Genomic DNA, 21,130 nt, shown 5'->3' with positions numbered 1-21,130 from the left:
TTAACGATTAATTTTAAGTTTTTTACCTGCTATATCTTCCCAGCGGTAATAATGAAAGGTTTTATCATCGCTCATCACCACAAACAACCCGTGTTTAAAGGTATTATTCAGTGGAACATTGACTACATCAGATCCATCGCTATGATTTGCACTCACTTTAACTACTTTCAAAAGTTCGTGTGCATAAGGATTTTTAGCTGTACCTGCTCTGTTAAAGATATGAAATTGATTTGCCCCTTGATCTGACACTAAAATATAGCCTTCGGTAGCTGAAGTTTTATAAATAGAAATACCTTCATGGTCTTCCTTAAAACCAGTTGTCGCAAATAAAGACAGTTCTTTATTTCCTTTTTCAGGATCAGCATAGTATTGACGCACGCCAAATTGTTCATCTGAATAATAGATATAGCCCAGTTCATTATCTACTGCAATAGCTTCAATTTCCTTTTTACCACTATAATGACCAAATTTCCGGACCAGTTCTGCTTTAACATGACCAGCTCCATCGTCAGTTAACAAGTATTGCCATAGATAAGTCCCGTCTTCAGGGCCAGTTTTACGGCCAACAATAGCATACATCTTTCCAGCTTTGCTGGTGTAGATAGAAATTCCCATTAAGTCTCTGAATTCCGGTGCCGTCTCTCCCTCAAACATCGGAAGACCACCATTATCAACAGGCTTTAAATCAGGTAAAGAAAAGATCCGGAGTTTATGGGTAAAACGTTCTGTAGTAATGGCAATATCAGTTGCTTTGCCATTCAGCATCAGTCCATAGGCAACGTCAACATTATTTGGGCGTTTAAGCCCTTTTACGACCAGATTATGCTGAATCTTACCTTGCAGATCAAAAACATATAACCCGCCCTCAGTGGCTTTATCAGTCCCGATAACCAGACTTTTTGACGCATCCAGAGGATTAATCCAGATGGCAGGATCATCAGAATCGAATTGTACTTTTTCTGACACAATTACGGGTTGAACAATTGCGGAATCCACAGCAATTGCCATAGTATTGGTAATTTTCTGATTGCAGCCCGCTGCTAAAACCGGCAGGGCGAGCAAAAGAAATTTTGTAGGGTATCTTAACATATTAATGATTTGATGAAAGCTGATTATTTTAAGCCAAATGCGCCGATATTGACAGATGGTGCTGGTGAAGGATAAAGGATTCCATTCACGGTCAATCCGTCTGGAAAATTACGCACAAAGGCCGTAGTCCCTTTATTCAATGCCGCTGAACCTGGTAATAAATGGAAGTCCCAGCTTTCATTTAAGGTAGGGTTATCTGTAGCGGTATTCAATGGATAATTCGCAAATTCAGGATTATTCTCTCCTGCCAGTTTGCCTATCACATCATTAGTTCCGCCAACAATATCAGTCTTTGGCTGAAACTGATCAACTGTGGCCTGACTATATCCATAATACAAAGAATTTTTGAAAATTGAGCGTTTATCTTCCGGAAGCTTCAGATCTCTTTTAATTCCGAAACGGGTATTGGCAAACAAATTATTGTATAATTCTGCATATACTGTAGCTTCTAACCAGACAGAACCACCTTTTGCGGTTGGCCTTCTCCAGCCTGTATTCAACATTGTATTGTTATAAGCCACTACATGTGCTTGTGGCGTTCTGTCACCAACATTAGAAAGCTTAAGCGCATTGGTATTGGTTGCATAAAACAGGTTATAGCTGATATCAGCCAGACATCCCGATTTGATATTGATACCTTCCCCACCTACTAAACCTGTACTGTAGAACCTGTTATTTGAAAAGATGATCTTTCCACCTTCTATATAGGTACAGTCATCTCTGAAATACCTGAAAGTACTGTTAGTCACTACCAATTTACCTTTCACATTTGAAAACCACAGTGCAGGTGTATTCTCGCCACTTTTAGCTTTGTATAAGCCCATTTTCACAGAGGTTGAAGCTTCTGTAGTTGCCCCACCTCCATATTCTATAATCGTATTGTCCAGTAATAACTCCGTACAGCTTGTTGCAGCCAATATACCACCCCAAAGTTTACCATATTTATTCGCTGCAGTTCTATAGTTTTCTTCTACCGTGATTTTAACCGGACTTGCCGCGCTTCCCATGGAATATAAATTACCTAAAACAATGAATTCTGGTTTGGCAATCGTATCCATAATGACCGTTACGCCTTCTTCAATGATTAATGATTTTGATGCAGGAACAATTATATCCCCAGTTACCCGGACTACACTTCCTTTAGTCCATATTCCAAATACCTCACCCGAAACGCCGCTACCATTCTGGGCAATTGGCGTGGTGTCTACATCTATATTCGCTTTTTTACAGCTGGTAAATAGTGCAGCCATTAAGGCTGCTACTATGAATAATCTATTTATTTTCATATAATTTATATAATTCGTTTATAACTTATAGCGTAAACCTATCAGGTAAGTTTGTTCGTAGAAATCTTTGCGGATCAATGTTTCATTGCCACCTTCTTTTTGTTTCGGCAGGTCTGCATTTAAACTATTTTTACCTTTGATAAACAACTCATTAGGTGTATTCAACAAGTTTCCAGCTTTAATAAAAACACTGATGTTATTTTTAAATCTCTTCTCTACAGAAGCATCCATCTGGATGAACCCTTTTTGCCATAAATCATTGTCCACAAATTGAGAGATCGTATTGATTCTTTCTCCCGTATAAGAACCTGCCAATTGCGCATCCCATCCATGTTTACTGTCTTTATAAATCAGCGATAAATTTCCAGTATGTGCCGACTGACCAAATAAAGGCCTGCTTTGCTCCACATTAATTAATTTCAGATCACCACTTTCAGTTCTGATCCTGCTGCTTTTATCTGTGGTGATCCGGGAATGCGTATAGGTATAATTGGCCTTAATCCCTATCTTATTGAAGAATTTGATATAATCTACTTCTAAACCGTAGTTTTTAGCCGTTCCAAAGTTACCAGGCGTATAATATTGATCTTGTCCTCTGGTTGCATCTGCCTGGATCGTATATTCAATCGGATCTTTAATATTCTTATAAAACGCACCTGCTAATAATTGGTCGGTACTGTTTGGGAACAATTCATAACGTAAATCAAAGTTATCAGCAATAGCACGTTTCAAATCCGGATTACCGCGTTCCTGATATTCTTCAGTAACGGTTTTTGAAGGGACAATCTCGTAAAATCCAGGACGGTTTAGTGAACGGAAATAGGTTGCTCTTAAATTTTCATTTTTACTCAAACCATATTTCAGGTTCAGACTTGGAAGCAGATCTGTATATACCTGGCTTCCGGCTGGATTTGATTCCCCCGCAGGAAATAACAGGTTATAACCCTGATTGGTATGTTCTACTCTTGCTCCACCGATGACTTCCAGTTTAGCAATTTTGAAATTGAACATTCCATATCCGGCAGTAGTTTTTTCAGAAGCATCATAAGTTAATGGATTTGCTACCGCTCCTTTTGGATTCTGGACTTCCCAGTTGATATCTGTATAGTTCATGAAATCAGTTCCGTATAAACCTGCTCTGTTTAATGGATAAAGGACATAATTATTATAGAAACTGCTTCTTTGTTTGTCCCTGTAAAGTCCACCACCTGTAAAATCAACTTTAGTACCTGCAATATCGGCCGTATAAGTGATATCCAGATAACCTGCTTTGTCTTCATCCGTGTTTCTGGACCATCTGTGATCAACTTCTTTTGCTGTAGTCCGGTTATCCAGGAAATTTCTGCGTGTTCCGTTTAGCGAGATCGTTGTTTCATCCGGAATATCATTTTTAGCGGTAGAATAAACGGCTGACCATTGTATTTTTAATTTCTTCGGAACCAGCGTGTGCTCTCCATGCAGCGTACTGTTATAAATTTGCTGCTCCGTATATCTTGAACGGGTAGCGTACGAAATTTCAGCGCTTCCTGTGGCTGCATTGTATTCTGAAGTAGAAAAGTTTGTCGTGATCTGATCACGTGTCTGTATACTGGTCAGGTTCACATAAGAGTTGACCAGTGAGATTTTATTTCTGTCATTAAAATTATAATCTATTTTTCCGTGTAATCCGTAACGTTTTTGCTGTTCACTGAATTGTCTTTCGGCCATCGAAGTAATTCTTGAAAACTTATCTGTTTCAGCAACGGTTGAATTAAAGAAAGTACTGTTTGTACCCCGGTAAGTATTCTGATAACTGCCTGCGATTAATACACCCAGTTTATTATTTAAAAAGCGTTGTCCAATAGAAATACCACCTACCAGGTTTGGGTCTGCCTGTTTTGCTTTATAGTCTACTGTTCCTTTAGAAAAATCAGCTGCTTTCGCGTCGTAAGCTCTGCCATTATTTTCATAAGGGGACTTTGAATTGATTGCACCTGCATCGAAAGCAAGGAATTTACGATCAAAAAGCATCTGACTGTAACCTGTTGCCAAATTTGCATTTATCTGCAATTTGGAAGGTGCATCTTTCATCACCATATTAACCACACCACCAACAGCATCACCTTCCATATTTGGCGTCAATGATTTGTAGACTTCCAAACGTTCCAGTAATTCTGAAGGAAAAATATCCAGAGGTACATATCTGAATTTATTATCCGGACTTGGTATTTTGATCCCATTTACCAAAGTATAATTATACCTTTTATCCATTCCCCGCAGAATAGCATATTGTCCATCTCCGTTATTACTTCTTTCAATGGTTACCCCCGATACCCTTTGTATCGCATTAGCCACCGTTAAATCCGGGGAAATTTCCATTGCCCTGCCAGAAACCACATTCATCACCTGCATAGATTTCTGTTCTATCTTTCTGGCTGTGCGTTCTGTAGAGCCTTCCTGTTTAGCTGCAATTACAATTTCGCTCAGGTCATTGGTATTGTCTTCACTCAAATACACATTCAGAGCAGGGTTATGCTCCTTTTCTACTTCGATCTGTTTAGTGAAGGTCTTATAACTGATGTAAGAAACTTTGATCGTAAAGGTTCCTGCTTTAACATGTTTGAACTCGAAAGAACCGTCCAAACCAGTCATAGTTGTTTGTGTTGTGTTTTCCAATCTTACGGAAGCGCCGATCAGGGCTTCTCCGGTCCGATGATCGTACACGTGTCCTTTAATGTTACCGGCTTTTGCCACCGCTATGCTTAAGAATAAGCAAAGAATCGTTTGTAAAATTAGTTTCATTGTTCAAATTGTTTGTTTGTGAGCGTGTTGTTTTTTTCGCTGCAACAAAAGTGAGTTATCCTTTCTCAGTTGGCTAAAAATCACCGTGTACAAAATGTAAACACCGTGAACATGGCTGTATACAAAGCGCATACAGCGTATACATAGTTGTTGTAATTATTTGATATTCAAGTAAATAAAAAGAACAGAGCCGCCGTTATCATTCAGTTAGCGTAACATTAAGGAATTGTTAATAGCAAGAATTTGATTTTTTAATTCAAATCAGATTGCACGGTAAGCAAATCAGATCGTTTGAATGAAGTTGCTTAGGTTATCTCCCTGGCCAATATTCAGTTTTTTTCTTAGCCTGTACCTGGCTACCCTGAGGCTGTCTTGAGAAATCCCAAAAATCACCGCCATATCTTTAGAGCTCATGTTCATTTTCAGCAGCGCAATTAAACGGATATCATTTACAGTCAATTCTTCACAATGTGCTTTTAGACTATCAAAAAATGACTGATGCAATTGCTCGAATACCTGGGTAAAATCTTTCCACTGCTGGTCATGGTTGATATTTTGATTGAGTTGCCTGACTAACTGCTGCAATTGCTTTTTCTGATCCCGCTTGTCTTCTTTGATCATCTCATCAAGCTTGGTACGCAGGCTATCCAGGAAATTATTGTGCTGTATCACTTGCAAAGTGTGTGTGGTGAGTTCCCTGCTTTTAAGTTCCAATTGTTGCTGCTGGGCCAGATTAAGTTGTTCATTCTTTTCTGCAATTGCCCTGTTTTCTCTTAGCTTAAGTCTTTGACGGGAAATAGTCAATACGCCCATAACGATCAGCAGCAGGATAACTACCACTACTGCTATACTGATAATCAGGTTTACCTTTTTGCTATTTTCCAAAGCAGCAATTTCATCATTCTTCTTATCTATATTATAAATGATCTGTAAAAAGGACATTTGCTTATTACTTTCGTCAGAATATAAGTGAAGGACGTGTTTACGGCTCAGCTCCATATAATAATAGGCACTATCATTTTGTCCGGTCAGGTTATAGGATTTAGCGATATCGCGGTAGGCCGAAGCTTGTTGATACTCATTTTTAGTAGCGATAGATAAACTTAAAGCAGTTCTGGTGTACTTCAATCCTTGCTTATAATCACCTGTTTTCCGAAAAATATCGCCCAGATTGTTGATCACTTCAATACTGGAAACTTCATTGTTTACAGCTTTGTATAATTTCAGAGATTCATCAAAGTAATATTTTGCAGAGTCGTAGCGAACCAGATCTTCGTGAATACTCCCCAGGTTCTCATAGATTTTTGCTTCTCCTTGTTTATATCCTGCCTTTTGATATTCTTTTAAAGCATGCCGTTGATAATAAAAAGCGCTATCATACCGCTGTTCTTTTTCGTATAAATGGCCAATATGTCCATAAGTTTCTCCCAATCCTATGCTATTATGGGTGGTTTTATAGAGCTTCAACGCCTGATCATATTGTTTTCTGGAAGATTTTTTATTGAAATTCTGGTAATAGACTACACCCATATCATTCAGATTATCAGCAAGTAAGTCTTGTTCATTAAGCTGTTTGAAGAGTTTATCTGCTTGCTGATGATATTCCAGAGATTGCGCATAATGCCCCTGAGCGTAACAAATTTTCCCCATTTGCTGCAGGCACATCCCAATAATCTTTTTGTTATTGTCTGCAAGGGCCTGGTGATAGAGCTTTTTTAGCTGGACGAATGCAGAATCCGGGAGGCGGTTACTGAGCGCCAAGGTGCGTTTAAGTTCTTGTTCGGGTACTGATCTTGCCTCAGTTTTGTTCAGTTGGAATAAACAGATGAATAATAAAATCGAGGTTTTAAGATAAAATTTGCAGTTGACAGCTATCATTTGAGAACAATTAAACAGCCGCTTGATTGGAGTCCCGGCCCCTGCAAAGGAAGCCTTCTAGTATTAATACAATGTTAAGCCAATGGTAATGAATACTGAAATGTTAGGTTTTGTTTAATAACATGATAACATTAATTGTACAAAATAAGAAATAAAAGATTTAAATTTAGGCATAGGTATTGATATACATTCCCTACTAAAACTATTTAACCATACAATATATGCTCAGACACACTTATTACGATCCGAACGAAACGAATATGCCGGAAAACAAATTGATTGACTTACAAGAATACTACGAGGTTGAATATTGGTCTAAAAGATTTGGTGTTACACCAGAATTATTGAAGCGCGCAGTTAAAGAATCAGATAGTGCAGTCGCCGATGAAGTAGAAAAATATATCAGAACTAAGTACGCTTAACAAAAGCAGACGCTTAATTACGTTAAAAGAAAGCTCTCAATTACATTAAAGGAGAAAACAGACGACTTAACTTTTCAGGAAACTGTTTATATAAAGGTCTTTTTTCCCATTCTTCAGGATTAATCTGTATGGCATCTTCCAGATCCTGATAGAATATTTTTGTCATTTCCTGAGCGGTATGACTATCATAAATAACACTGTTCACCTCAAAGTTCAGTTCAAAACTTCTATTGTCCATATTGGCCGTTCCAACTACAGACAATTGCTGATCGGAAACCATCGTTTTTGCATGGATAAACCCTTTCTGATATTCATAAATCTCTACGCCCGCTTTCATTAAATCACCATAATAAGACTTTCCTGCGGCCGAAACCATTCTTGAATCTGATACCCCAGGTACTAACAAAACAACTTTTACACCGCTCAATGCAGCTACAACAAGCGCATCCAGTAAGCTTTCTCCTGGAATAAAGTAAGGGGTAGTGATCAGGATTTCTTCTTCTGCCATTCCTATGGCCTGAATTAATGAAAATAAAATCGTAGGATTATCGGAGTCAGGCCCACTCGCAGCAATTTGCATCACCGCATTTTCACCGTTATCCTGAGCGGCCGAGAAGAAATCTCTTTGGGGCACAAGTTCTTCGTCCGCACAAAAATTCCAATCACAGATAAACAAATATTGCAGGTAATAAATTCCAGGACCGGTTATTTTAAGATGTGTATCCCTCCAATAGAGCTGATCTGGTCGTTTCGGACTATTGATATAACGGTCACTGACATTAATTCCACCAGTAAATGCGATATTTCCATCTATGACAATGATCTTCCGGTGATTTCTGTAATTAATCCGGTTGGCCAAAGCGATGAAGAGAATCTTATAAAATGGATAGGCTTGTACACCTGCATCGATTAATTCAGGAACAACTTTTTTACGGATACTGCTGCTGCCAAAATCGTCATAGATCAAGCGTACCTGCACTCCTGCCCTGGATTTCTGCATTAAAATTTCTTTGATCGCATTGCCTATTTCATCATCTTCATAGATATAATACTCAATATGAATGTGATGTTTTGCCTGTTTCAAAGCTTCCAATACAGCTGGAAACTTCTCTTCACCGTTTTTTAAAATCTCAATTTTATTGTTCGCAGTGAGATTACTCATTCCATCTTTCAGCAGGAGTTTAACGAGTTTCTGGTACTTCAAAAGTTCATTGGGCACACTGTTCCATGTCTTTTCAGATTCTTTTAAAATCTGCCTTTCAATGTGACGCTGCATGATTTCATTTTTAACGATCTTTTTGCTGTATAATTTTCGCTTGCGGTAATTAGTGCCGACACAGAAATAGATAATAATTCCCAATATGGGAAAGAAAACGGTTAGCATCAGGTAAGCCAGGGTTTTACTGGTAGAATGTGTGTCATAAATAATACGCAGACAAGTGGCTATAACAATCAGGGTATAGACAATTTCCAGTAAGAGTATCCAGCTAATTTCTTGCATATTATTTTAAAAAGATAGTAAACAAAGCATAAAATGGTCAATACCATCACCATCAGGAAAAATATCCTGATCAATCTATTCCGTTCAATATAGCTAGTTTTGTGCCTGGAAAAGCGCCATTAACATTAAAAACTGCCGTTGGCAGGACATACTGATACTGAGTGTGACCGGTACTGCTAAAATAACAGATAGCAGCCAGATTTGTTGCAATATTAATCAATTTGGAACGTAAAGCATATTCCCCAAATTTAACCAGAGAATTAATTCTGCCGCCGCCCTGCTCTGCTTTTTCCAGGGCAATACAAATAAATAGGACTCCCTCAGTATCAACAGATTGACTATTTTACTATTTCCTCTTAAAAAAGTAAACCTTGGCATAAAATTGGCGGTATAATTTTCAATTAACGAAACTCAAAACCAATGAATAAGAAAATTTTAATATTTGATGATGATCAGGAAGTACTGACTGCTATGGAGTCACTACTTGACTTTGTAGATTGGGACTTACTTACCTTTGCAACCGGCCGGGATGCCCTGATGAAAATTGAAAAGGAAAATCCTGATCTGATTCTGATGGATGTAGAATTAGATGGATTTGATGGCAGGGAAATTTGCAGGTCAATTAAAGAAAATTCAGCACTACAACATATTCCTATTATTCTTATTTCAGGCCAGCTCCGTCCAGAAATGATTATAGACACGGAGTTTGGCCCGGACGACTTTTTACCAAAACCATTTAATATTGGCGATCTGATTGATAAAGTATATTTTCAGCTCGCTTCTTAACTCAGCTTGCGTCCAGTGCTTTTAAAATTGTGGAGCAGGCTTTCCTGATCTCTTCTTCAGTGATAATTAATGGAGGAGCAACCCTTAAGGCTGTTTCACAATGTAAAAACCAGTCTATGATGATACCATCGGCGGCACAAAGCTGACTTACTTTTTCTACCTGCTGGAAACTGTCCAGCTGGATACTCATCATTAATCCTTTCCCTCTAACCTCACGGATCATTGGGTGAACGAGTAGTTTTTTGAATAATTCTCCTTTTGCAGCAACACCAGCGACCAGGTTTTCATCCAAGATAACTTCCAGACTCGCCAGTCCGGCTACACTCGATACCGGGTGCCCGCCAAAAGTAGTGATATGACCAAGAATAGGGTTTTCTTTGAGTACCCCCATTACCTCTCTGTTCGCAATAAACGCACCAATTGGCATTCCACCACCCAATGCTTTGGCCAACAGCAAAATATCAGGTACAATATCATAATGTTCAAAAGCAAAGAGCTTTCCTGTACGGCCAAATGCCGCTTGTATTTCATCGAGAATAAGTAAAGTACCAGTCGCAGTACACTTATTCCTTAGTTTTTGCATATAAGTCTTTGAAGCTACCCGGATTCCGGCTTCTCCCTGTACCGTCTCCATAATCACACAGGCGGTGTTTTTAGTGATCAGTTCCAGATCCTCTTCTTTACCATAAGTGATAAAACGGACATCTGGCAACAAGGGGCGGTATTTCTGTTTAAAGTGTTCATTGCCCATTACACTTAATGCGCCATGTGTACTGCCATGGTAGGCCTGGTGACAGGAAATAATTTCTGATCTTCCGGTATAGCGTTTCGCTAATTTAAGGGCTCCTTCGGTAGCTTCAGTCCCCGAATTGACAAAGTAAACGTTATTCAGTTTCGAAGGCAATACACTGATCAGCTTGTCAGCAAACCTGACCATTGGGGACTGTACAAATTCACCGTATACTGTAAGGTGAAGATATTTATCCAATTGCGCTCTGATCGCATCCAGTACTTTTGGGTTCCGGTGTCCGATATTACTGACTGCAAATCCAGAAACCAGGTCCATATAACTTTTTCCGCTCAGATCATAGAGATACATTCCTTCTGCATGGTCAACTTCAAGCATATTCGGACTGGTAGATGTTTGGGCGTTATTACGTAAAAAAAGTTCTTTGTGACTGATCATTGGATTTCCTGAATTTTGCGGTAAAACTACTTATAATTTAAACAGGCTCTAAGAAAAAGAAGATCTTTTCCATGTCAAAATGAGTGATGAAACTCGAATTTCAGCGGGATAGGATCAAAATTTCAGGCTAAATATATGGTAGTCTGCCTGGTAGCTATAGCTTAGTTTATAATGATACAGGTTGCAGATCTGGCTGGTAATAGCAAGTCCCAGACCGGTTCCTTCAGAAGAAGCATCTTTATAGAACCTTTCAAATACGTGATGACTATTTAGTGCTTTTTGTGATCCGGTATTGGAAATACTGAGCTGGCCTGCTTGCAGTATTATTTTAATTTTCCCATGCTGCTGGTTATGCCTGATGGCATTACTGATCAGATTGTTCAGCAGAATATCTGCCAGATATTTACTCATGTACAACTGCTGAGGCTCCAGCCGGTTTTCTACTTCAATTTCATTGGCAATAAACAATTCATTAAACTGACGTAGCTTTTGAGCCAGCAGCACATCCAGCGCTATATCTTCTTCATCTTTGATCAGGTTGTTCTCTATTTTAGCAAGCAATAATAGAGATTGATTAAGCCGGGACAACTTATTTACAGCCAGGTAAACGTCCTCTATCAATTCTCCTTGCTTATCTGTTAATGATTCTGTTTGAATCAGCGTATCCAGTTTAGAGTTAATCACTGCCAGAGGAGTCATCATTTCATGAGAAGCATTGTCGGTAAAGCTTTTCAGTTCTTTGTAATCCTGTCTGACCCTGGTTGACATAGAAATTACGGATTCATTCAATTCCTGAAATTCGTCAATCTGAGTATGCTGAACAGAAAACTCATTTTTATCTGCCAGATTAAAGGCTTTAAGCTGTTTAAGTGTCTCATAAAATGGACGCCACAAACTATTAAGGACAAAACGATTAACAGCAATCAGACTTATCAATAACAAGACGATTATCCCAAGCGTAATCAGAAATATAAGACGTACCAGATCTTCTGCTTCAAGACTTGATTTGGTTATTGTGACTGCATATTCCTTTGCGCCAAGCTGAACTGTTGTATTCAGGCTGCGCCCTGGTTCTGTTTCTTTTTCTTCCGGATTATAGTACCAGGTATTGCTAAAGCTCCTGTCTATGGTATCTCCTTTTTTTAATTCATGGTAGCTTACCTTCTGATCTTTAAAGTCACTTGGCAAGGGAAGTTTATGATATTCACGAACGCTGGCCAGGATCTCTTCTTCTTCAATTTTAAGATCATTATCCAGCTTGTTGGTCAGGATATAGTGGATAGCGACATAATAAATAGCTCCGCTCAACACTAAGATAATGAGTGAAGTGAAGAGGTTTACTCTGTTGTATTTCTGGGCTAATCTCATCTTATTTTTATCCTAAGAAAAGCTATAAGCGTGTGCAAATCTCATTAGCTGCTAAATTTATAACCTACGCCGTACATAGATTTAATATAGTCATTACATCCCGCTTCCAATAGTTTTTTCCTTAGATTCTTAATATGCGTATAGATAAAATCAAAGTGATCGGACAGATCTATTTCATCTCCCCAGAGATGTTCTGCAAGGGCACTTTTAGTGATCACTTTACGCTGATTGGCAATAAAATAGACCAGCAGGTCATATTCTTTTTTGGTCAGATTGATATTATTTTGTCCAACAGTTGTCCGCATCGCCAGGGTATCAATATTAATTTCCTGGAAAACAATCAGGTTATTTCCATCAAAGCTTTTCCTCCTTACAATCGCTGACACTCTTGCTTTTAGTTCTGACAAGTGAAAAGGTTTAACGAGGTAATCATCTGCTCCCAGATTGAGCCCGGATAGTTTATCATCCAGAGAATGTCTTGCTGAAATAATCAACACCCCATCTGTCTTATGCATTTGCTTCAGCTTGCGTAAAATCTCCATTCCATCGCCATCCGGCAAAGTAAGGTCAAGCACGATGCAGTCGTAGTTATAAATATTTATTTTAGTTAACGCCGACGCATAGTTCTCCGCTGTTTCACAAATGCTCCCTTCCTCAGTGAAATAAGCAATAATGCTGTCTCTCAGGGCTGCTTCGTCTTCTACTAAGAGTATTTTCATGGAGCGGGTTCGTCATGGGTATCCACAGGTCTGATAATCATCCTTAAGGACTGATCTTTGGAGAAGTAAGCTACTGTCCAGTTGTAGAAAGTCCTGAACCTGTTCCGGTAAGAAATCAACGACATCAGGTGAATAAATAACCAGGCCAGCCAGGCTATAAACCCGTTCAGGTGAATCCTTGGCTTAGGTAAATCTACAACAGCTTTGTTGCTGCCGATTATGGCCATACTTCCTCTGTCTTTATAAATAAAACTGCGGGGTACTTTTTGTTCTGCGATACGAATAAAGTTAGCAGCGAGGTTTCTACCCTGCTGAATCGCAACCTGCGCAACTTGCGGGTGGCCTTCTGGATAAGCAGGGTCACCGGATTGCGCAACCGTATCTCCAATGGCATAGATATTTTCCAGCCCTTGTACTTTATGAAAGCCGTCTGCGATCATTCTTTTTCCGCGTCCGTAACTGGTAGCAGGAATTCCATCAAAGCTCATCGCACTAACACCTGCTGCCCAGATCAGATTTTTTGTGGCAATTTCTGTTCCGTCAGAAAGAATCACTTTATCATCTACAAAATCGTTTACATGGCTGTTCAACAATATTTTTACGCCCAGTTTGGTCAGGGATTCGTAAGTGTTTACTTGCGACTTGGTACTCATGGGCTTTAATAAAGCCGCACCGCCGTCAACCAGATAGATCTGAGCACCTGTATTTTTCAGTTCAGGATAATCTTTATGCATGATATTCTGGCGCATCTCGGCAAACATCCCGGAAATCTCCACCCCCGTCGGCCCGCCACCGGCAATGACAATAGTCAGGCTTTTTGCAATTTCAGACCTGTCTTTAGTGATGGTAGCTTCCTCAAAGTGCGTCAGTAATTTATTACGCATTTGGATCGCATCACTCAGGGTTTTCATCGGTATGGCATTTTTCTTTACATTTTCCATCCCAAAATAGTTCGTCTCTGCACCGGTAGCAAATACGAGTTCATCGTACTCAATAGTCCCATTACTTAACACGAGTTGTCGGGATTCCGGGATAACTTTAAGCAGTTCACCCAATCTGAAATGCAGGTTACTTTTATTTCTGAATAGTTTACGGATCGGATAACTGATACTGGATGGTTCCAGAAATGCGGTAGCCACCTGGTAAATCAGCGGCGGAAAGAAATTATAATTGTTTTTATCTACCAGTGTAACTTGATAGTGTTTCTTTTTTCCAAGTTCCAGGGCTAAGTTAATGCCTGCAAACCCTCCACCTATGATAACTATTCGTTTCTGCATAATTTATATTTTAACTATCAGCGCCGGGAGCGCCTTTTGATAGTCTCTGACTAATGACAGTTAAAAGTAAATAATGTTTTGAAACCTGAATGTAAAAATTAGTATTGTTAAGCTGGCAGACTGATTTTACCCATAGTCACACTTGGAATTCCACGGCGATGACCAAAATCAGTCTGTCCACCGGCCACGCATTCATTGGCTAGTAAGGCAAACAGCACTGCTTCTTTAGCATCCGGATCTATTCCTAAATCAGTGGTATCGTTCAATGGAAAACCTAGCCCTTCACTGATTTTTTGTACTAAAAGTGGATTATGCATTCCGCCCCCGCTTAAATAAACTTTAAATGGCTGTTCACCAATAGCTTGTTTAATTGCAGTGACGATACTGATCGCTGTAAATTCACATAAGGAGGCTAAGGTGTCTTCTTTGGAGATGGAAAGCTGTCCTGCTGCTTCTTTTGCTTTTTGAAGGTAAGCCAGGTTAAATAATTCCGGCCCGGTAGTGCGTGGAAACGGCCTGTCAAAGAATGGGTGAGCTAACAGCGCTTCAATAAGTTCAGTATCAGGAGTTCCGCTTTTCGCAATTGCTGCATCCTGATCGTAATATTTACCAGGATAATTGAGTTGAACAAATTGATCCATTAAGGTATTACCCGGGCCGACATCCGTTGAAAATACAAGATCAGGATTTCTACCGCCGGGCAGGTAAGTGAAATTTGATATTCCGCCAATATTCAATAATATCCGGTTTTCAACCGGGCTGGATAATAACAAATAGTCTCCATATACAGCTAATGGTGCGCCTTCTCCACCAGCGGCCACATGTTTCTGTCTAAAGTCACTGAGGGTGATTATTCCAGTTTGTACAGCAATATGATCGCCATCTCCTATTTGCAACGTCGCATTTGGAAAAGATTCCAGCTGGTGCAGAGAAATGGGCGCATGGAAAATCGTTTGCCCATGACTAGCTACCAAGTCAACAGCAATGGCCGGATATCCCCACTCTTTTAAGGCATCCAGGATCAGCTTCGCAGAATAACTCCCGATCACTGCATTTAACAAAGTAACTTTCTGCAGTTCAACCTGGGTTTTGAAAGAGATTGCTTTTAACTCTTCTTTGAATTCCTGGCTATAAGGCATCGTGATGAAATGCAATACTTTTACTTCAGTTTGTAAACCTGCTCCTGTGAATTCACATAAGGCAATATCTAAACCATCCAAAGAAGTTCCGGACATTAATCCGGCAATGATTCTGGAGGGGGCAGCAGCTATTCTGGCTAAATCAGCAATGTGAACATTCATATTTGTTATAGAGGAGCGCTTTTATTAAACAATACTTTATTGGATACTTTATTGGATACAAATTTATTGCGATAGTGTTATTGCAATAGTTTTATTCTGATGATTTTATTCTAATGGTTTTATTCCGATAATTCTACTGCGATGATTTTATCGGGGAATGTTTTTACTGAGGGATACTTTTTAAAAGATCAAGAGATAGTCCCTGGAAATTATCACCAAAATGGTGGTCCCCCGGAACAAGTTCCGTTTTCAAACCTGCTTTGATAAATCTGGAGGCGATATCCCCACCTTCCTCTTTTCCAAAGAAACTGATTACAGGAATGTTTTTGATCTTCTTCATCTCGGCCTGCACGTTATAAGTTTCTGTGGTATTGCCGAAACTAAGCATATCCAATACATGTATTTCGAAATCGGCAGTTACATCCGGAGATAAGGAAAGTACTGCTGAAAGACGTGATTTCAAGGCAGGTTCCAACCGGTCAGCAACAAAAGGGACAACAGACGCCCCAAAGGAATAGCCTGCCAGTACAAAATGTTCTTTGTTAAACTGGGCGGTATAATGCAGGATCGCTTTGCTCAGATCAGCAGTAGTCTTCTCAGGGGTACGCGCATCCCAGAAATACTTTTGGGCATCCAGGCCAACTACTGAAAGACCTCTTTCTGCAAGAGATTCAGCGAGCGACTGGTCAAAGCTTGTCCATCCGCCATCACCAGAAATCATCAGTATTAAAGGAAGGTTGTTCTTTTTAGCGGCAGGGATAATAGTCAGTGGTAAATCGTCTCCATAGAGTTTGATCGCCTGCGCTTTGAGTTCTTTATTTTCTCCTTGTTTGCGTTCTGCAAAAGAAGGTGCACTGGTTACTTTTTGAAAAGCGGCTTTGAATTGTGGCTCCCATTCACTGGTCACGGCGAAACCATGTCCTACTTTTGGCAGATTAATCAGTTCTGCCATGGGCATATCTTTTAGAAAAGAGGCAGTCGCCGCATACGGGCAGGCTTCATCTTTAAATCCATTCAGCACAATAAACGGAGCTGTCAGCTTCTCATTTCTTTCCAGCCAGAAGGAAACGCCCGGCTTGAGCACATGTTGTGTTAATCCGCTTCCTTTACAGAAAGGTTTCTTTGCGACAATATCAGGACAAAATCCTAATGCGATAGCCCCTTTAAAGGTGTTGGCAGGTGCTTGTGCTAAGATTCCGTAAATTAAGGTTGCTCCATAAGAATAGCCCACCAGCACCGGTTTGGTATAAGTACTGAATTTGTATTTTTTCTGGATCATTAAACTCAGCTGCTCAAAATCTGCAGCAGGGTAATAACAGTCAGTTTTACGTTTAGCTAAGGCTTTTTGATAACTCCGGGCATCAATACCCAGTACCAGGGCGCCTTGTTCAGTAAGATCTCTGGCCATATCAATCACACCATCTTTCCACCCGCCGTCGCCAGAAACGAACAGGACAACCGAGGTCGGTTTTTGAACAGGCTGATAGATCGTAATTTTACCAAAAGCGCCATACCGAAGAGATTCTTCTCCTTTTATCGCAAACGATGGTTTGCCGAAACAAAATAACATTGCGATCACGAGAATCAATCTTTTCATAGGCTCATTTTAAGGTTTAATGACTTTGGATAATACTGCCGGAATCTGGATAAGGTCATAATCCTGCGCGTAAACGAGATATTTATTATGCCATACTGGTGAAAATTTATCCTTCGCATCTCTCAGTCCTTTGTAATGGGAGAAGGATTTAATTTTCTCATAAGCAAATTTCAACGAGCGTTCCGGAAGGTTTTTTGGATCATTCAGACCTGATAAAGGTGCAAAACCAATATTGACTGACGTATATCCTTTTTCTTTCAGGTATTTAAATAACTCGACAAGAATAAAGTCAATAACACCATTTGGTGCATCGGCCGTTTTCCGGATCAGATCATAAGTCCCTTCCCCTTTCGCATAATCCGGAATGATATTCAAAAAGGCAACAATCTTTTCTTCCGAATTCTCTACGGTGATAATCGTTTGATTTTTCAGTTCTTCCCAGTCAAACATCCCCTGAGAGAAAACAATTTCTTCCCGTTCTGTTTCTGCCAGCCATTCATCTGAAACTGATTTTATTTTTTGTAATAAACCGTCTTTAACCGGTGCTTCATAAATCTTACTGTGGTATCCTTTTTCACCTACTTTTTTGAGGGCGTTACGGATTGACTTTCTATTTCCTCCATCCAGGGTAAATGTAGTCAGGTTAACTACACCTTCTTGTCCTAAGAATAAACGCTTTTTACCACTTTGGGTAAAGGGCTCCAGGTTTTCTTCAGCTACACGGTAATAAAAGCTTTTCATCCCGCTTTCAAAGCAGTACTTATCAAATGATTTGATAAATGCTTTTAAGTTTTCAGGGGCGGTCACCGGTGATTCCAGCACAACAGCAAAGTTTCCGGCGATCCGGTAAGAAATAAAGCCTTCCAGGTCAGGTGAGCGGTAAATGAGCTTATCAGGATAGGTTTTGAAATAATCCATTGCCGAATTCCCATACTGATCCAATTGAGTTCTTGCCCAGTCAAATTCTTCAGCATCGGTCGTATCTTTGATAATATAAGGACGGATCAAAGTATAAACCAGGAAGGCTACGGATAAGAATCCACTGATATTGATAGAATAAAGGAACCCTCTTGCAAAAGCGTCTTGTGGAACAAGGTCGGTACTGTCAATCAGTACAAAATTCTCTAAAGTATATTTTATAGATTGAAGAATACCAAAATCAACATTAAAGTGCTTGGCATCCAGGAAATAAAAACCAATTGTTCCATATAAAGCTACTGCAGCCACACTAAGTAAGGTAGTTTGAATACCTATAAAGCGCAGTCTGGAGTTGTGTTTAACGTAATATTCTTTTCTGGAAAAAATCAGTCCGATAATAACGATCACTGAATACAGGGCTTCTTCATAATCGAAAGCCTTGGTCAGGTTTCCAAAAAGAGAGAATACACATAAACTCAGGGCAAAATACCAGGCCATTTTAAGCCCTCTGAGCATAAATGCTGCAGTAACCAATAAAAACAAACCTACTACGAGTACAAAGTAATTCGATGCTGCAATAGCCGAAATAGGCAAAAAGTTCTTTAAGAATACTAACCTTTCGTGGATTGCCGGTGTAAGTACGGAAACTATATTTACAATCCCTAAAGCAAGGATCATCAATGCGGGTACAATACGCATCAGCAATTTATTGATTTTAACCAGGAAGCTCAGGGCGCCTAATAACATTGGAATCCAGAACTCCATGAAACGGTACAGGAAAGTAACCGACACCGCTGCCGCTTCTGAATAGCCTAAACGGATCAGCATAAAGGTCATTGAGGCCTCTACTGCTCCTAAACCTCTTAAAAAAGGAGAGATAATCAGGAAGACTACACCCACTACATAACTGATCGTGGCGACAATGATGGAAGGCTCAATATTCAGGGCTACCATCGCAATATAAATGTGCACTACCCCGATAATTTCAATCAGCATGCTGTAAATGAAAGTCCAGATAAAGCCATTGCGTTCAATTTTATTACTCTTGAATTCTGCCAGGAAGATTTCTACTGAAGGGATGTATTTAACCAGGAGCTGATAGATTTTACCACCATTTGAAATGGATCTGTAAATCAAATAGATACCCCCTATTAAAACAAATATAGAAATCAAACCGATCCACTCCCCCGCGCCTATACTTCCTTTAAAGATCGCATAAATAAACACCGGGATAGCGATAACGACTACCGAAAGAATACCTACGAAGCCATAGATTGAGGAAGCGAAATTAATCTGAGATTTACTCACTCCTTTTTTCTCAATATCTCCGCTAAAAAAAGCGAGAGAAGAGACTCCTCCTGCTGGCAGAAATACACTGACAAAATTCCTTTTTAAATATAACATTGTGGAGTCAAGCAGGCTAACTTCGCTTCCTACCGCTTTAAAGGAGTGTTTGTACATTAAGCCATGTACAAAAATATAAACAACACTGAGTACAATACCCAATGTGATCCAATCCCACTTAGAGGTCAGGACAAGGTGTTTTACTTGTTGGAGTTCTGCTTTTTCGTGTTGAATAAACCAGATGCCCAAACCAATAAAAAACAGCGTGAAAATATAACTCGCGATGATTTTGTAATTATCCTTTATAAAAGGAACCGGGTTATATTGTGCAGGTAATTTCATGTATAAGTAACGCTTTTTCAAATAGTAATCAGGATAGCAAAAGTATGACAATTCTGCCGATTAAAGAACTTCGTGCAGCGAATTAGCCTAAACTAATTCCTTAAAACGTTTTCTGCTGCGTTTTGGTTTTTCTTTGTCCTTGATTTTGAAAAGATAACGATACCGATTGCAATGAATGACCACAGTAGCATTTGCCAGGTAGAAAGTGCCCATCCACCGTGTTTCCAGCAAAGCAAGCCAAAAAAGGTTCCTATTCCTCCCCCAATAAAGTAAGTAGTCATATAAATAGTGTTTAAACGGCTATGAGAGTTTTCATCTAAGGAATAAATCCTGGTAAAATTGGTAATCTGTGTAGCTTGTACGCCAATGTCGAGTATAAATATGGCAATAATCATCACAATCACTGAAACCGGGAAGAGTTTAAGCAACACCAGGCTGAAAATAATCATGGTTACACTGATGATCAAAGATTTCTTTGTATTTCCTTTGTCTGCTAATTTCCCAAAATAAGGGGCAACCAGTGCACCTCCAATTGCGACGATACCGAAAAGCCCGATGGTATCTGCATGAAAGCCAAAGGCAGGTCCACTCAGGTAAAAGGTGACAGTTGTCCAGAAAGAGCAGAAAACACCAAATGTAAATGCACCAAGAATTGCCGACCTGCGCAAGAGCTCATGTTCTTTGACTAAGGCCAGGGTTGATTTAAGTAATGCCACGTAAGTACCTGTAAATTTATGTTTTACATTTGGAAGATAAAGCTTTAACAGTACAGTTACGGTCAAAACCATGATGGAAGAAATTGCGTAAACGTAGCGCCAGCCAAGCCAGTCAGTGATGAATCCACTGATCACTCTTGAACCTAATATGCCAACCAGGATGCCACTAAAAACAATTCCGACGGTTTTACCCCGGTTCACTTTATCTAAGCTGGCAGCCATGGGCAGAATGATTTGTGCAGGTGCGGAACAGACGCCAATGAGCAGACTCAGCGCCCAAACGAAAACAACGCCTTTTGCAAGCACCATCAGGATCAGCATAGCGGCCAGACTCAGCATCAAAATAAGGATTAACTTTTTACGGTCTACTTTATCACCTAGCGGGATCAGGAAAAACATACCAAGACCATAGCCCAGCTGCGCAAACATGGATACCCGCCCTATTTCTACATCAGTAGCCTTCAAAGAAATTGCCATTTCCTTCAATATTGGCTGATTGTAATAAATATTGGCGACGGTAATACCCGCAGCAACAGCCATTAACAAAATTGTACCCGATTTCAACTGATCACCTTCCTGGTGTACTTTATTATTTTCACGATTCATCAGACCGTAAAAA

The 21,130-nt window shown here is 39.7% G+C and carries 15 protein-coding genes; 2 read left to right on the top strand and 13 right to left on the bottom strand.

Annotated elements, in window-relative coordinates:
- The 4 genes from ABIB30_RS00140 to ABIB30_RS00125 form a co-directional block, all read right to left on the bottom strand.
- Positions 1-1,089: a phytase gene (locus tag ABIB30_RS00140; RefSeq protein WP_354298717.1), complete on the bottom strand. Its 1,089-nt coding sequence runs from the start codon at positions 1,087-1,089 to the stop codon at positions 1-3.
- A 23-nt stretch (positions 1,090-1,112) separates the two neighbouring features.
- A complete protein-coding gene (locus tag ABIB30_RS00135; protein ID WP_354298716.1) occupies positions 1,113-2,375 on the bottom strand; it encodes a right-handed parallel beta-helix repeat-containing protein in 1,263 nt (420 codons plus the stop codon).
- Between the two features lie 18 nt (positions 2,376-2,393).
- Positions 2,394-5,156: a TonB-dependent receptor gene (locus ABIB30_RS00130; protein ID WP_354298715.1), complete on the bottom strand. Its 2,763-nt coding sequence runs from the start codon at positions 5,154-5,156 to the stop codon at positions 2,394-2,396.
- 282 nt (positions 5,157-5,438) lie between these two features.
- Positions 5,439-7,034, bottom strand: coding sequence for a tetratricopeptide repeat protein (locus ABIB30_RS00125; protein ID WP_354298714.1), 1,596 nt, complete (start codon positions 7,032-7,034; stop codon positions 5,439-5,441).
- 221 nt (positions 7,035-7,255) lie between these two features.
- Between ABIB30_RS00125 and ABIB30_RS00120 the strand changes: the two genes are divergently transcribed.
- Positions 7,256-7,456: a DUF3606 domain-containing protein gene (locus ABIB30_RS00120; RefSeq protein WP_211321544.1), complete on the top strand. Its 201-nt coding sequence runs from the start codon at positions 7,256-7,258 to the stop codon at positions 7,454-7,456.
- Positions 7,457-7,496: 40 nt separating this feature from the next.
- Here ABIB30_RS00120 and cls read toward each other — a convergent pair whose 3' ends face one another.
- Positions 7,497-8,957: a cardiolipin synthase gene (gene cls / locus ABIB30_RS00115; protein ID WP_354298713.1), complete on the bottom strand. Its 1,461-nt coding sequence runs from the start codon at positions 8,955-8,957 to the stop codon at positions 7,497-7,499.
- A 420-nt stretch (positions 8,958-9,377) separates the two neighbouring features.
- Here cls and ABIB30_RS00110 point away from each other — a divergent pair, with 420 nt between their 5' ends.
- Positions 9,378-9,743, top strand: coding sequence for a response regulator (locus ABIB30_RS00110; protein WP_354298712.1), 366 nt, complete (start codon positions 9,378-9,380; stop codon positions 9,741-9,743).
- 1 nt (position 9,744) lies between these two features.
- Here ABIB30_RS00110 and ABIB30_RS00105 read toward each other — a convergent pair whose 3' ends face one another.
- From ABIB30_RS00105 to ABIB30_RS00070, 8 genes are all read right to left on the bottom strand, one after another.
- Positions 9,745-10,929: an aspartate aminotransferase family protein gene (locus ABIB30_RS00105; protein WP_354298711.1), complete on the bottom strand. Its 1,185-nt coding sequence runs from the start codon at positions 10,927-10,929 to the stop codon at positions 9,745-9,747.
- A 114-nt stretch (positions 10,930-11,043) separates the two neighbouring features.
- Positions 11,044-12,297: a sensor histidine kinase gene (locus tag ABIB30_RS00100; RefSeq protein WP_354298710.1), complete on the bottom strand. Its 1,254-nt coding sequence runs from the start codon at positions 12,295-12,297 to the stop codon at positions 11,044-11,046.
- A 44-nt stretch (positions 12,298-12,341) separates the two neighbouring features.
- On the bottom strand, positions 12,342-13,016 hold the full coding sequence (locus ABIB30_RS00095) for a response regulator transcription factor (RefSeq protein WP_354298709.1): 675 nt from the start codon (positions 13,014-13,016) through the stop codon (positions 12,342-12,344).
- Positions 13,013-14,293 (bottom strand): NAD(P)/FAD-dependent oxidoreductase, encoded by a 1,281-nt coding sequence (locus tag ABIB30_RS00090; protein WP_354298708.1) that lies wholly within the window; start codon positions 14,291-14,293, stop codon positions 13,013-13,015. Before ABIB30_RS00090 ends, ABIB30_RS00095 begins: the two co-directional genes overlap by 4 nt.
- A gap of 107 nt (positions 14,294-14,400) precedes the next feature.
- Entirely contained in the window at positions 14,401-15,594 is a 1,194-nt protein-coding gene (locus ABIB30_RS00085; RefSeq protein WP_354298707.1) for an anhydro-N-acetylmuramic acid kinase, read from the bottom strand.
- A 163-nt stretch (positions 15,595-15,757) separates the two neighbouring features.
- Positions 15,758-17,191, bottom strand: a complete 1,434-nt coding sequence (locus tag ABIB30_RS00080) for an AcvB/VirJ family lysyl-phosphatidylglycerol hydrolase (protein WP_354298706.1) — start codon at positions 17,189-17,191, stop codon at positions 15,758-15,760.
- Between the two features lie 9 nt (positions 17,192-17,200).
- Complete coding sequence (locus ABIB30_RS00075; protein ID WP_354298705.1) at positions 17,201-19,795, bottom strand: phosphatidylglycerol lysyltransferase domain-containing protein; 2,595 nt, start codon at positions 19,793-19,795, stop codon at positions 17,201-17,203.
- A gap of 92 nt (positions 19,796-19,887) precedes the next feature.
- Positions 19,888-21,117: an MFS transporter gene (locus tag ABIB30_RS00070; protein WP_354298704.1), complete on the bottom strand. Its 1,230-nt coding sequence runs from the start codon at positions 21,115-21,117 to the stop codon at positions 19,888-19,890.
- Positions 21,118-21,130: the final 13 nt, after the last annotated feature.

This window comes from Pedobacter sp. UYP1 (genome assembly GCF_040547305.1).
Taxonomy (GTDB): domain Bacteria; phylum Bacteroidota; class Bacteroidia; order Sphingobacteriales; family Sphingobacteriaceae; genus Pedobacter.
Note: the sequence above shows the minus strand (reverse complement) of the source record. Positions and strands in the feature narration are given on the sequence as shown.

Excerpts from the sequence above, each read along its gene's own strand:
- ABIB30_RS00140 (WP_354298717.1), bottom strand. The coding sequence starts at position 1,089 with ATGTTAAGATACCCTACAAAATTTCTTTTGCTCGCCCTGCCGGTTTTA.
- ABIB30_RS00135 (WP_354298716.1), bottom strand. The coding sequence starts at position 2,375 with ATGAAAATAAATAGATTATTCATAGTAGCAGCCTTAATGGCTGCACTA.
- ABIB30_RS00130 (WP_354298715.1), bottom strand. The coding sequence starts at position 5,156 with ATGAAACTAATTTTACAAACGATTCTTTGCTTATTCTTAAGCATAGCG.
- ABIB30_RS00125 (WP_354298714.1), bottom strand. The coding sequence starts at position 7,034 with ATGATAGCTGTCAACTGCAAATTTTATCTTAAAACCTCGATTTTATTA.
- ABIB30_RS00120 (WP_211321544.1), top strand. The coding sequence starts at position 7,256 with ATGCTCAGACACACTTATTACGATCCGAACGAAACGAATATGCCGGAA.
- cls (WP_354298713.1), bottom strand. The coding sequence starts at position 8,957 with ATGCAAGAAATTAGCTGGATACTCTTACTGGAAATTGTCTATACCCTG.
- ABIB30_RS00110 (WP_354298712.1), top strand. The coding sequence starts at position 9,378 with ATGAATAAGAAAATTTTAATATTTGATGATGATCAGGAAGTACTGACT.
- ABIB30_RS00105 (WP_354298711.1), bottom strand. The coding sequence starts at position 10,929 with ATGATCAGTCACAAAGAACTTTTTTTACGTAATAACGCCCAAACATCT.
- ABIB30_RS00100 (WP_354298710.1), bottom strand. The coding sequence starts at position 12,297 with ATGAGATTAGCCCAGAAATACAACAGAGTAAACCTCTTCACTTCACTC.
- ABIB30_RS00095 (WP_354298709.1), bottom strand. The coding sequence starts at position 13,016 with ATGAAAATACTCTTAGTAGAAGACGAAGCAGCCCTGAGAGACAGCATT.
- ABIB30_RS00090 (WP_354298708.1), bottom strand. The coding sequence starts at position 14,293 with ATGCAGAAACGAATAGTTATCATAGGTGGAGGGTTTGCAGGCATTAAC.
- ABIB30_RS00085 (WP_354298707.1), bottom strand. The coding sequence starts at position 15,594 with ATGAATGTTCACATTGCTGATTTAGCCAGAATAGCTGCTGCCCCCTCC.
- ABIB30_RS00080 (WP_354298706.1), bottom strand. The coding sequence starts at position 17,191 with ATGAAAAGATTGATTCTCGTGATCGCAATGTTATTTTGTTTCGGCAAA.
- ABIB30_RS00075 (WP_354298705.1), bottom strand. The coding sequence starts at position 19,795 with ATGAAATTACCTGCACAATATAACCCGGTTCCTTTTATAAAGGATAAT.
- ABIB30_RS00070 (WP_354298704.1), bottom strand. The coding sequence starts at position 21,117 with ATGAATCGTGAAAATAATAAAGTACACCAGGAAGGTGATCAGTTGAAA.